Below are 12,452 nucleotides of genomic sequence, written 5' to 3'. Positions count from 1 at the left end.
ACTGGTTGGGAGCTTGGTGCAAAAAGTCTTTCTGCTCCAAGCTCCTTGCTAAACGCGAAGAGAATAATTCTCCGGATAATAAAATAACATCTCAAATGTCAATCAAGTAAAAGCTGGAGCCCCTTGCTTGGCTTGCCTTCACTGTCGCCTTCTTGATAAATTGTGATCGAAACAGGATTCCCCTGAGACTGCCTCCTGGACTCTCCATTTTGTTCGACATCGTAAACATCACTGGATTGAGAAGAAGATTTTTCTTCATGAGACAAAGGGTCTTCATTATAGTCACCTGGAGGTGCGAAGGCTTCAAGCCGTGAAAATGTAAAAACAGAAAGGAATACGACAAGCAATACAGTTTTTGAAAAAAACATAAACCACCTTCAGTATGATTGAGTTAACATTCAAAAAAAAATTACTGAACAAACGCCTCCAGAAATCCACCATACAGTTTTGCGTCTTCAAAAACAAACTTGAGCGCGAAATCCGCAAATCCTACAACACGATAATCTCCAGACGTATTCCAGATATCCCCAAAACCATGCATTCCAACCTCGTGTTGACGATATGTAGGGCTTAAGGCAGGATCAAAGGATGAAATCGAAGAGGTCTGGACGGATCCATCATTTAATATATCAAATACGAGTTGGGAAACGCCAGGCTTTTCCGAGTCCCATTGATAAGGATGAGGGCCGTCATTTGGCGCTCCAGGTACTCTCTGGATATGCGACAGATAATCAGTTGCCATTGTCCAGAATGCCATTCTTTCAGGTGGCCAAAACGGGTAAGGAGAACCGGAATACGACTTAGGAAGATATCTCTGCCTATTTCCCATTACATCGTAAGGTATGTTGTTTGGCGTACGTGTTACCCACCGAGAGGACGCATCGCCATAAAACACATTCACCTCATTATACTTCTCCGGAGTACCACCAATCACCGTTCTCTTTTCCCTAACCTTCAACAACAAACTGGCTTTGTCGTTGACGATTGGGCCATCATAGCCTTGACAATTACTGGTACAGCTCCCATATGGAGGGGCACCACTCTGGTTCCAGTCCTGCATACCACGAGTGTATACATCGTAACTGATGTCCTTGAATGCCAGCCACTGCCAGATGTTGCCCCTTCTCTCCCACAGGACGATCAAAAGATCCCCAATACTATACCGATCATCGTGAAATGGATGACCAGAAGCAAAGTCCGTTGGTTTCGGCTTAATCTTGTCAGGAATCCAGTCATTATCTACAGCCGGAACAAACGCGTCACTCCTGTTAAGTGCTCGTGCAATAAAGTCGCCATCCGGCGTGCGCAGCCAGGCGGGTGTTGAGCTATGACCCCAAAAAGCTGAACTACCTGTATGGTGCGTAATGTTTGTCAATCGAATCGAACCGCGAGCATTTCCAGAACTGAACGAGCCGGATGTCAAATAAGGCATCCCCTGGACAATTGCACTCCCTCTTTTCACTCCCCATATGTTACATGTAGTGTTATTAGCCCCGGAACTTGGGTTAGCGCATGTCCAAGCCTCTATAGTATCTCCAGGTTCGATATCAAGATTTCCATGTTGAAAGTAAAGAGTATCCATTGAATAACGCATAAAGGAAACACCATAGTAGTGATCAGGAAAGTTGCTTTCCGGATTTGTATGATATGCTCTAAATGATAAGCCAAGCGCGCCATTCAGAAGTCTGTTTCCCGTGGACGGTTTGGCCTGCACGTCATATGAAAGCCTGCCGCCTCCAAGCCTCCAGTAATGATCAACAAGATGCCGGTCCTTGAACCAGAACGTGGCATGCTTGAAATCATTCTGCCCGGATGACGACCCTGAAGTTACATCACTGATTCTTTCAATAATAGCATATAAATCCGAGCCGCCACCGGCAGACAACAGACTTCTCACACTATACAACGACATCCCGTCTCCTTCAAACATTTCTTCAAGCTGTTCCGTGGTTTCCGGCACAAACTCAATAGAACCTGGTATTGGCTTGCTGTCCTGAATTGGAGTAAAAAAACGCAACATCCGCTCTTCCGCGCCTGATTGGCCTCGCGATTCAAGAATCAATGCCCTCTTGAAGATAATATTATGAGAGGTATCAACGGTTTCAGTCCAGCCGTCCTCATTCTTAGGGTCACTGATCCTTCTAATTCCCTCAAGCGTTATACTGTTCCCTTCGACTGCTCGTTCGTATGTAAACAGATTACTCTCGTCTTCACCAACTTGTATCATCCCATTGTGTCGCATTACAGCTTCAGGAGGAAAAGTGTTCAATGCCATGGTAAGACTCTCGCCATGGGAAAAAGACTGTGAGCTTAAAGGATTTAGTGTTACATACATGCTAAATCTATCGTCACATGAAACGGAGGATGTGTACGTAAAAACTCCACCGGAAAAACTACCACCTGTGTAATCAATATAAACGCGATCATCAAACTCGCCTCCAACACACAATAACTTGCCAGCAGCAGGCAATGTAAAGCCAGGAGGCACCTTCCCCGGGAACTTGGCACTGTTCCCACCTGTCGACATGAGCCAGTACGGATAAACATCTAGAGTGACACTTCCTTTATCTCCGATGGTAAACGTCATCCCATTGAGGTAAGATTCGAGAATCTCGGCCTTATCGTCGTCAATCATTCCGGAGTTCGACACATCGCCGGTATTCAGATAATAGCCGGAGGCGATTCTGAAACCTGACTCGGCCATATAATATGCATTCAGACTGTTGTTCGTGGAGACCGTCTGCATCATGCTTGACGATGTCATCGTGTAAACTGCGGCGATAAGTCCACCGAAAACGACAAAACCAAAAATCAACCCTAATATAACTCCGCCGTCCGATTCGTTCTTTTTTCTTAAAAAAAACATTCGCGATATTTTTTTCGTAAAAAGAGTCATTATTCCCAAGTTTTTTTTCATCATGGCTCTCCATGCATGGCTAAAAAATATTATTGGTCATGCCTGATTGGTTTAGGAGCGTTACGCGCACCATTGTTTCTCGGATTGATTGACGTCCTGAATTCAAAATCTTGCTCTTGATCCACTCTGGACAAGATAATCAAAACCTCAATGTGATTTAGCTCAAAAAATGGGTCAACAGCAGACCAAGGGTCATCTTGGTTGTCTCTATATCTAAATAATGGATCGGATGTATATGTCCCAAGATTGTCCAAAAGAAGAAAATTATTACCACCAACGGAGATAAAAAGCTGGTTCGCGTTTCTTTCAATTCTGTACTGCACTCCAGGCGCCCTGGTTATGTTCGTGTACTCAATTGAATTAGGGGCAACGGAAACGATGCTGTCCATGTGAAGCATCTCCAAGCGAATTCTATTCAAGGCAAACTGCGCTCTTTGAGCCATTTCTACATTTTCCTTGGAGAAAACATACGCCCTGGTTCCCGCTGCCAGGCCGAATCCGGCCATGCTACCAATAACGCCGAGTATTACCAGGGTAGCGATAATCTCGACCAGGGTGAACCCACTATTATTGCCATGCATATCGTCAACTCCCAATGTCACTCAGATGCCATGAAAAGTGAAGAGACTTTTTGGTCCCCGTGTTGCAGAGTAACGACTAAGACGGGTTCCTGGGACTGGATGTTGGAATCAGGCGGCCAGGGACCGGAAATCCCATTGACATCAAAAGTAATATAACCTGTCTCCGCGGAATACACATAGGATGTGTATTCGGTTAAAGCAAAATCTTTCAAGGCTTCCAAGTCGGCATGGGTCGTTACCTTGGCATCATCTGTTTCAGTAACGATTCTTCGATATTCAGCGACTAACTTCTCCATCCTGTCCTGCAAAGCATTTTCGCTTTCAAGCCATTGAACAGGAATGACGCTACTCTGCGTCGTCGAGCCGATATACGTTACCAAATACGCTCCAAAGATACCAAGCAAAACAAGGAACACAATGCATTCGATGAGTGTAAAGCCTTCATTTTTATTACAATTATACATAATTTTCCCCAAAACGACCTATTGTATAAGCCCAGATTCTCGAACAATTGTAACACCTTTCGAATCACTACCGTAGCTAACTGTTATTCCTATATCTGAAGTCAGTTCAGTAGATAGCGTCGCATCGCTGGACGGACGACCAAACCTGTCAAAAGCGACAATCCCGGCTGCATTTACATTGACGCCATCGCCACTCATATCAATAACAATTGACTCTGAACCGGGCGCAAGCACTTGATTTGTTGCCGGGTTGCAGGAACTAGCCGTGGTGCAATGAAAAATATAATAAGTTGATGTTGTTGGAAAGTTTACGCCCCAAACATGATGATTTTCATAAAGAGGACCAAAATTCATGGCCCTCATCTGCGCGTAACGAAGATGCGCCTTGATGGTATCGCTCCAAGCCGTTGCATTTGCGCTCCCCCTGTCCACTCTGGCAATTGCCACAGCGGAAAGAACACCGAGAAGAATCAAAACGACAACAAGTTCCAACATGGTAAATCCTCGAACACAAAAACGATTAGGCGACACAGGGGGCTTTCTCACGACATATCTCCAAAGTAGTTCTTGAGTGGTTGGAATAACAGAATCCGACCGTCGTTACGACCAGTCCGGACAAACCCATCACCCCCGCGACAATGCTTATGCCGCTCTGAGCACCAGCGTGGAAGCCGATGAGCGCGGCCAGAAGGAACAGGGAAAAAGCCACCGCGAGTCTGGCCCGCTGCAGAACGACGGCATAAGGAGACCTGACTTGCGCCAAGCCGCCCACGCACAACAAGGACGAACCGATTAAAGCGGGAACGATACCAAAAAGCGAATCTACGGACAGGATGCCAAGGAAGCTTGTCGGCGCACCGAAGATAACGGCCAAGCCCAGCGCGAAGTGGAAGACCCCGGCGCTGAGCAGGGCCAAGCCGAACTCGGGTGGTGTTGAGGGCAGGAAAAAAGAAGTCTTTCCGGAGGGAGAATGGGGGAACAGGTCACGCTTGAGTGTGTATTCCAGACGACCCCACCCCCCCCTGCGCCGAGGCAGGGAACCCAGGATGCGACCGCGCAAATCGCCGGGCGGCTCCACCGAGGGCAGCTCACGCAGGGCTCGGGTCAGGTTTTTGACAACAATTGGATCATCGTCAGCGTTTGTGATCATACTCAGTATACAACACGAGAAATGAAAAAGTCACAAGGACGATCACCCTTCTCCCCTTCGCAACGCCTCCAACCCCCGCCTGACCCGCATCTTGGCCGCGCTCTCGCTCACATTCAAAATCTCGGCCATATCCTTAAATGACACGTCCTGGAAGAAGCGCAGCAACAGGGCTTCGCTTTGCTCCAGGGGCAAATGGCGCAGCCTGGCCAGGACATCCAGACCGGCCTGTTTCGCGGCCAGAGCCCGGACCGGGTCGGCCCCCGGCGTTTCATCCGCGGGATGCCGCTCCGGATCGAGGGGCATAATGACCCCGGCCCGACCGGCTTTCTTGAGGTGATTGCGGATCACGTTCAGGGCCAGGGTGTACAGCCAAGTGCGGAACGAATGCCGGAGATCATATTTTTCCAGGTTCAACCAAGCCCGGACAAAGGCCTCCTGGGTCAGATCCGCGGCATCCTCAGGCGATCCGGTCATCCGTAAAGCCAGGTTGTAAACCGGCGTTTGACAGGCCCCGACCAGGTCCCCAAAGGCTTGCCTGTCGCCCCTCAAAGCTCCCCGGACGCACTCACGCGTCTGTTCGTCGTCCATGCTCCATGCCCCGCCGGACAAATCGGCTGATCGCGCCGAACGAAAGGAATAGTCGCATCCGGCTGAATGATTCACAAACGGCTCACCTCGTCTAACAGGGCCAAGCCCCCCCGCCCTGCGGGCCTGCTCTGAGTGGCCGTTGGTGCATAAAATGCGATAAAAAAATTTGCATCAAAATTGCATATAAATCAAATACGATCGCTAACCTTCACCACAGCATGCATTATCCAAAAATACTTCGCATATTTCTTGCCTAAGAAGCAAGGCTTGGATAAAGGAGATTTTTTCACCATGAGTAGTTCGGCCATAATGCTTTATTACATGATCACCTTTCGACATACTGACCGACAAGGAGCAACCTCTCACATCCAGGGAAGATTGCGTGAAATACTATGAACTGCTGGGGCTGACCAGAGAACCGTTCTCCAATTCTCCGGACCCGGCCTTTTTCTTCAAATCCCGCAACCACTCCAAGTGCCTGCACCGGCTGGAAATCGCCATCCGGCTCCGCCGCGGCCTGAACGTCTGCCTGGGTCAGATCGGCTCGGGCAAAAGTACGTTGTGTCGCACTCTGATCCAACGCATGGCCAGGGATGAAACCGTTGCTCCCCACCTTGTTCTCGACCCTACGTTTTCCACTGCCAGAGAGCTGCTTGTCACCCTGTACACCCGTTTTTTGCGCACCTCTCCTTCGCCGAGCGCCACCCATCGAGAAATGATGGAAGCGCTCCAAGACCACCTTTTCCAGGAAGCCCTGGAAAACGAAAGAGCTTTGGTCCTGATAATCGATGAAGGGCAAAAGCTCGTGCCCTCCTGTCTGGAAGTGATCAGGGAACTGCTGAATTACGAAACCAACGACGCCAAGCTCCTGCAGGTGATCATTTTCGCCCAGGAGGAATTCGACCTCGTTCTGGCCGAGGTTCCCAACTTCAGGGACCGAATCAACGAATTTTGCCGTCTGACTCCCTTGAGCTTCTGGGATACCAGGGCATTGATCCGGCATCGACTCAGCCTCGCCGGCATTTCCAGATCCCTTTTCACCTGGCCGGCATACTGGGCCATGCACCGGGCGTCACAAGGGCATCCGCGGAAGATCATGCACCTGGGGCACAAGGCCCTGATGACCCTGATCGTCAACAACCAATCCAAGGTGAGCCGCAGCGTCGTGCTGGCCTGTGCCCGGCCCCTGGGCTGGGACGAGGATCTGCACCCTGGCTTGGTTTTCCTTGCCTCGGCCTCACTGATTCTCACCCTGCTCCTTATCCCTGGAAAACTGTACATTGCGCCCATATCCAACCCCGACACATCGGAAGTCGGAAAGCCCAGGCCGTCCTCTGAATTCAGGGAACCCATCAACCATGCGCCTCCACAAGAGTTTCCCGTTCCCACCGAGACCGCCCCTGTTTCAGGCAACACGAACCACGATCAAATTAAATCCGGCTCTCCAAACGACCAGGCCACTCAACCCGCGAGCATACCGCCAAGCCATGCCGCAAATAGCGGAGAAAAAAATTCCTCAGAAATGGGCCGCCAGTTTCCCGGGTCGCGCTTCTATATCCAGGTCGGCGGGTTTCAGGATAGGGAGTACGCCGCGCGTACCCTGGACACGGTTCGTCGGCGTCATGTTTCCGCCGGTATGGTTCACGTTGCCTACAAGGGACAACCCTGGGACATCGTCTATCTTGACCATTTCGACACATCGACAAAGGCCATCCGAAAAGCGAAAATCGTTCGTGAAAACGAAGGCTTAGACTTGGCCGTCGTGGAAGTTTCTGGAGTACTATATCGGTTTGTCTGGCAATAGTGGATCGTGTTTTGCACTACATTTCCGAAACATCGTTGACCAGAACAATCTTGCCCATTTCGTATCACGAACCGATGGCGTTAAGAAAAGGACCATGCAATATTCGACCTAAAGATATTCTTTCAATGGCCGATCAAACACTGGAGAAGAAAAGGGCTTTCCCCTTAAAACCACAATACAGGCATGATCATCTACCATGAGCCAAGCCACTGAAAAACTGCTACATATCATCCGCTCCAAAGGCAAAGAAAAATCCTCTGCCGCGCATTCCTCCACAAGGAAGGTTTCGGGCTTCAGGATTCCCGGCCCTTGGTCAGCCAAACGCCGACGACTCGGAGTGGACATCGCTCCGGGGGGGCTGCGCTTGATGCTGGTCACGGACAGCGAGTCCGCCCCAAAAATCCTTGGCTTTCGGGATATTCCCTATCCTGAAAAGGCCAAACCCGGCAGCGCCGATTTCCCGGCTTTTCTGCGCGACCAGGTTAAATCTCTGTGCGGGCGGATTGGCGATCTCCAGATTTGGAGCCATGTCTTCTCGTTTCGGGCTCAATTGCAGCGCCTTCTTGTTCCCAAGGCCCCGCCCTGGGAGCTGTACGACCTGGTTTACTGGCGCGTAAAACGGGACAACCCCTTTGACGACGACGAATTCCTGCTGGACTTCAAGGTTCAGGGCCAGGTCACACAGCAGGGGGCCTCGATGTACAGCGTGATCTGTTGCCTGGTTCCCAGGGACGAGCTTGACCGGACCCGCTCCTACTTCATCGAGGCCGGGCTGCCTCTGGCCGGCTTGACCACCGCGTCCCTGGCCCTGCAGACCATGTTTCGTAAACCGCTCCTTCCCGTTGATTCGCCCCATTTCGCCACGTTGCACGTGGAACGCGATTGGTCGCGCATCGATATCTTTTCAGAGGGCAACCTGCTCATGAGCCGAATGGTCAAGACCGGTATGACCAGCATGGCCGAAACCCTGGTCCGGCAGTGCAGCAATCGCCTGGAAGATTGGCAGCTCGCCGCCTCCGAGCACGGGGAGGATTCCGAGGTGGATTTTTTCGAGCAGGGTCTTCTAGTTCAAGACGAGGCCGCCGAGATCGCGGAAATTGAAGCAATCGCCGCGACCCTGCCCGGTGACGACGAAAAGGACGACGGCTCTTCATTACCCAAGCTGGCTCACGTCCAGCCCCTGGAAAGGAGGGATGATCTCCCCACGACCGAACAGTCCGGCGAGACCATCAGCATGGACCAGGCCATGGACATGTTGATTCGAGCCCTGGCCAGCGGCTCGGATGTCGCGTCCATTCCCTGGGAATCCCTTTCGGACGACCAGATCTTCAACCTGATCACGCCAGTCTGTGAGCGTCTGGCCAAACAGGTGGAGCGCACCATTTCCTACAACACGCGTGAACAGAACCAGGAACGCGTGGAATTGCTGATGATCTCCGGGGATCTTTCCGTGAACGTCCGCGTCCGCGAAGTATTCTGGGGCATTCTGGGCATGCCCGCCATTGCCCTCGATCCCCTCGACCCGGATCAACACACCAAGTGGGGACCGACCAGTCCGCCCACGCAAATGGATCGCGTCCGCCAGAATCTTTCCCTGGCCCTGGCCCTCTGCACATCCAGCAACTGTCTGAATCTGCAGAAAACATTTCACCAGATCGAGGAAGCCCGATCCGTACAACGCGTCAACCTGGGCATCTACGGCCTGACGATTCTCGCTTTGTTGGTCATGAGCCTATTCTACGGCATGGAACACTCCTCCATCAATGAAAGATCAAATACTCTTGCTCAACTGGACACCCGTCTGGCCGCGTTCCAGCCCCAGGTGGACGAGGCCATGCTCATGGATCTGGCCACGCGGATCGGAAAAGAGCATGCCAGGCTCGGGGCCTTGAGCGCCAGCATGCACCCCGTGGCCATGCTGGGAGAGATCTCTCGCGTCACACCGGACACCATCCACCTGCTCAACCTGCGCCTGTCCCCGGCAATCCGGACCGGCGACGACGACACTAAAAAAGCTGAGATCATTCTGGAGGCCCTGGTCACGGATCCGTCAGGCAACCTGGACAGCGCCCTGACCGGATACATGTTCGTCCTGCGCCGCGCCGGCTTGTTCGCCATGCCCGTAGTGCAAAGTCAGGAACGCGAGCAAAGGCCCGGGCTCGGTGAAGTTCTACGCGTCGTGCTGCTTCTGGATTCGTCTGTTTAAGGATATCTCCATGTCACAACTGATCAAACGCATCACCGGCACATTCCGCTTCACCTCCGCGTGTCTCTTTCCAGTACTTCTCAGCCTGGGGGCGATCATCGCCTTTATCTTGCTCATCCTTTTTCCGGCCTTTTCAAAAAACGCCTCGCTGGAACGCGAAATCCAGGAACGTCGAAACGCCGTGGAACGCCAGGAAATGCTGGCTCCGGCCCATGCCCTGCTGACCTCTCAATTCCGCGGAGTCGCCAATCAATATGTGGACGAGGACCACTGGACCCTGCCCGCGCCGAACACTCCGGAAATGGCGGTCCCAACCCTGGAAGAATTGGTGGACGCATCCGGCCTGAACAAGATGTCCATCACACCCAGGCCATCTTCCCTGTCCATCCAGGACGGCCTGTCCGTGGACATGAGGCTGTCCGGCGATTTTCAGCGGTTGCGGGATCTGCTGATGAGCTTGATCGCCCAGCCCTGGATGCTGAACCTTGAAAGCCTGGAAGTCATCGGCGGCGGAGACCGGGAGGAATTCCGAATCCGGGTAAACGTGCGGCTGGAAGCCGAGAAGGAGGCGACCTGATGGCCAATCGCGAAAAAATCATGGTTCTGGCCATGATCCTGGCGGTCGTCTACGGGGCCTACACGCTGCTCGCACCGGCAGGCATCCTGGATACCGATGTCGAGGAACTGGACAGGGCGGCGATAACCGAGCAAATTGACGCGACCACCACGGTGGCCCGTACAGGGCGACTGACTTCCGGACAGGAAACCGTCATCCAAACGGCCCTGCGCCCCTGGATCAAGAATCCTTTTTTCCGCCCCCCTCCCGTATCCGCAAAGGACAAGGCCGCCATGGTCGGCGTGCCCGATCCCTTGCCGGAATTCGTATACCAGGGCTACCTCGAAACGGACACGCACCGGCTGGCCATGATCAACGGGAGAACCTACACGGTCGGAGAACGCATGCGGGAACAAGGCTTTGAAGTATTGGAGATATACCCAAAAACCGTCGTCATTGCTTTTCGATTGCCTTCGGGCGAAGTGAACTGGCGACAGGCATACCCCCTAGAGGATGGTTTTCTATGAACACCCACACGACGATTCCACGGGGCATACTCTTCGTATCCGCGAATTTTTTTCTGGCCGGTATCCTATTGCTGCACGGTTGCGCGCCCAAAGGCCAGCACCTTGACGACCGCATCCAGAAATGGCTCGAAAAGGAAGAAGAGTACCTGGCCTATACGCCGGCCAGGATACCTCCGGAGGTGATTCGAGAGGTGTACGAGGAGCCGATCACCATTCTCGAGGAACAGGAAATCATACCTGAACGACCTCTGCCCACGAACATCATTGGAACCTTCCAGGTGCAAAACACCAGTGTCGCGCAAATGCTCATGTTGCTGGGGCGCTCGGCGAACGTCAACATGGTTCTTTCCCCAGGAGTCCACGAGCTGGAAGGGGTCAGTTTCAAATTCGAAAACGTTTCCTGGGACAATGCCTTTCGAGGCCTGCTGCGCAGTCACGGATTGACGTATTTCTGGGAAGGCGACGTCCTCCAGGTCTATTCCAGGTCCGACATCGACAACGACATCGAACTGATGGAAAAACTCCGTAAGCACCAGGCCATGACCGCGGAAAAGGGCCGACGGGACCCGCTGGTCACGAGCATCATCAGGTTGCGGTATATCACAGGCAACGTGAGTCAGGGAAAATCCGCCGGAGGGTCGGCGGCCGAGGCTGGCGTTGGCATCCGGGATCGACTTCTGCCTTTTTTGTCCAAGGAAGAAGACGGCACCCCCCGCGGCTCCATCAATTTTGACCCGGACACAAATTCTCTGGTCGTCCATGCGACGCACAAAGATACGAACAAAGTCGTCAGACTGCTTGAGCATCTGGACCAACCCCGCCCACAGGTGCATATCAAGGCGCACATCGTGGAAACCACCAAGGACACGGCCAGGGATCTCGGCATCCAATGGGGTGGGCGGCGTGCCGGACTCAACGCTGGCCAGCCCTGGATGGTGGCGCCTGGCGTTGGCCGGCCGGCCGGTGGCTTTCCCGGCGAGGGCCCGGCCCCCACGTTCGACATCGGCCAGGGCAGCGGAGGGATGGCCGGGAATTTTCCGGCCAATTTGGCGGAAACCGCATCAGGCTTGGCCCTGGGCTTCGTCATGGGCGGGGCAAATTATCTGGAGGCCCAGCTCACGGCTCTGCAACAGGATCGCAAGCTGAACATCCTCTCCTCTCCGTCCATCACCACCCTGGACAACCTGATGGCCTACACCGAGAACGGAGAAAAGGTGCCCTTCGTGACCAGGGACAAGGACGGAGACCTGACGGTCCAGTTCGAGGACGCGGTGCTCCGCCTGGAAATAACGCCCAACGTCATTGACAAGGATCAGCTCAGGCTGGGAATCCTCGTGAAAAAGGACGAGGTGGACGACACACGAAGGGTCATGGAAAATCCCTATATCATTAAAAAAGAGACCGCGACATCCCTGGTGGCGGCCAGCGGAGAAACCGTGGTCATCTCCGGCCTGACCAAGGAAGATGCCAGATCCCGCCTGGAAGGCGTACCCGGGTTGATGGACATTCCTGGACTGGGCGGGTTGTTCCGAAGGGATTTACAGGGCCAACGGATGGAGGAGGTGCTGATCTTCATCACCGCGACCATCCTCCCGGAGCGTCCCCTCTCCCTGCTCCAAAGCACCTCCCCGCGGCCCGCGCCCATGACGACCGAGTAAG

At 53.0% G+C, this 12,452-nt stretch carries 12 protein-coding genes; 5 read left to right on the top strand and 7 right to left on the bottom strand.

All coding sequences use genetic code 11. The annotated features are described in order from the left end of the window. Positions 1-98: 98 nt before the first annotated feature. The 7 genes from C6366_RS06130 to C6366_RS06100 are packed head-to-tail and all read right to left on the bottom strand — an operon-like array spanning position 99 to position 5,775. Positions 99-368: a hypothetical protein gene (locus tag C6366_RS06130; RefSeq protein ID WP_146164788.1), complete on the bottom strand. Its 270-nt coding sequence runs from the start codon at positions 366-368 to the stop codon at positions 99-101. 41 nt (positions 369-409) lie between these two features. Further along, positions 410-2,920, bottom strand: a complete 2,511-nt coding sequence (locus tag C6366_RS06125) for a hypothetical protein (RefSeq protein ID WP_107736461.1) — start codon at positions 2,918-2,920, stop codon at positions 410-412. Between the two features lie 26 nt (positions 2,921-2,946). Beyond that, on the bottom strand, positions 2,947-3,498 hold the full coding sequence (locus C6366_RS06120; RefSeq protein ID WP_107736460.1) for a type II secretion system protein: 552 nt from the start codon (positions 3,496-3,498) through the stop codon (positions 2,947-2,949). Positions 3,499-3,515: 17 nt separating this feature from the next. After that, positions 3,516-3,962, bottom strand: coding sequence for a type II secretion system protein (locus C6366_RS06115; protein WP_107736459.1), 447 nt, complete (start codon positions 3,960-3,962; stop codon positions 3,516-3,518). Between the two features lie 18 nt (positions 3,963-3,980). Continuing rightward, positions 3,981-4,493, bottom strand: coding sequence for a prepilin-type N-terminal cleavage/methylation domain-containing protein (locus C6366_RS06110; RefSeq protein ID WP_255412085.1), 513 nt, complete (start codon positions 4,491-4,493; stop codon positions 3,981-3,983). Next, the gene (locus C6366_RS06105) at positions 4,483-5,112 is read right to left on the bottom strand and encodes a hypothetical protein (RefSeq protein WP_107736457.1); all 630 of its coding nucleotides are present in this window, start codon (positions 5,110-5,112) and stop codon (positions 4,483-4,485) included. The genes C6366_RS06110 and C6366_RS06105 overlap by 11 nt, the downstream gene beginning before the upstream one ends. A 42-nt stretch (positions 5,113-5,154) precedes the next feature. Next, positions 5,155-5,775 (bottom strand): RNA polymerase sigma factor, encoded by a 621-nt coding sequence (locus C6366_RS06100; RefSeq protein WP_146164787.1) that lies wholly within the window; start codon positions 5,773-5,775, stop codon positions 5,155-5,157. Positions 5,776-6,082: 307 nt separating this feature from the next. Between C6366_RS06100 and C6366_RS06095 the strand changes: the two genes are divergently transcribed. From C6366_RS06095 to C6366_RS06075, 5 genes are all read left to right on the top strand, one after another. After that, entirely contained in the window at positions 6,083-7,504 is a 1,422-nt protein-coding gene (locus C6366_RS06095) for an AAA family ATPase (RefSeq protein ID WP_158269670.1), read from the top strand. Positions 7,505-7,700: 196 nt separating this feature from the next. Further along, on the top strand, positions 7,701-9,710 hold the full coding sequence (locus tag C6366_RS06090) for a hypothetical protein (RefSeq protein WP_107736454.1): 2,010 nt from the start codon (positions 7,701-7,703) through the stop codon (positions 9,708-9,710). Positions 9,711-9,720: 10 nt separating this feature from the next. Further along, positions 9,721-10,287, top strand: a complete 567-nt coding sequence (locus C6366_RS06085; RefSeq protein ID WP_107736453.1) for a hypothetical protein — start codon at positions 9,721-9,723, stop codon at positions 10,285-10,287. After that, on the top strand, positions 10,287-10,793 hold the full coding sequence (locus tag C6366_RS06080) for a hypothetical protein (RefSeq protein WP_107736452.1): 507 nt from the start codon (positions 10,287-10,289) through the stop codon (positions 10,791-10,793). The genes C6366_RS06085 and C6366_RS06080 overlap by 1 nt, the downstream gene beginning before the upstream one ends. After that, positions 10,790-12,451, top strand: coding sequence for a secretin N-terminal domain-containing protein (locus C6366_RS06075; RefSeq protein WP_107736451.1), 1,662 nt, complete (start codon positions 10,790-10,792; stop codon positions 12,449-12,451). The genes C6366_RS06080 and C6366_RS06075 overlap by 4 nt, the downstream gene beginning before the upstream one ends. Position 12,452 lies beyond the last annotated feature (1 nt).

It is taken from the genome of Desulfonatronum sp. SC1, assembly GCF_003046795.1.
Lineage (GTDB): Bacteria > Desulfobacterota > Desulfovibrionia > Desulfovibrionales > Desulfonatronaceae > Desulfonatronum.
Note: the sequence above shows the minus strand (reverse complement) of the source record. Positions and strands in the feature narration are given on the sequence as shown.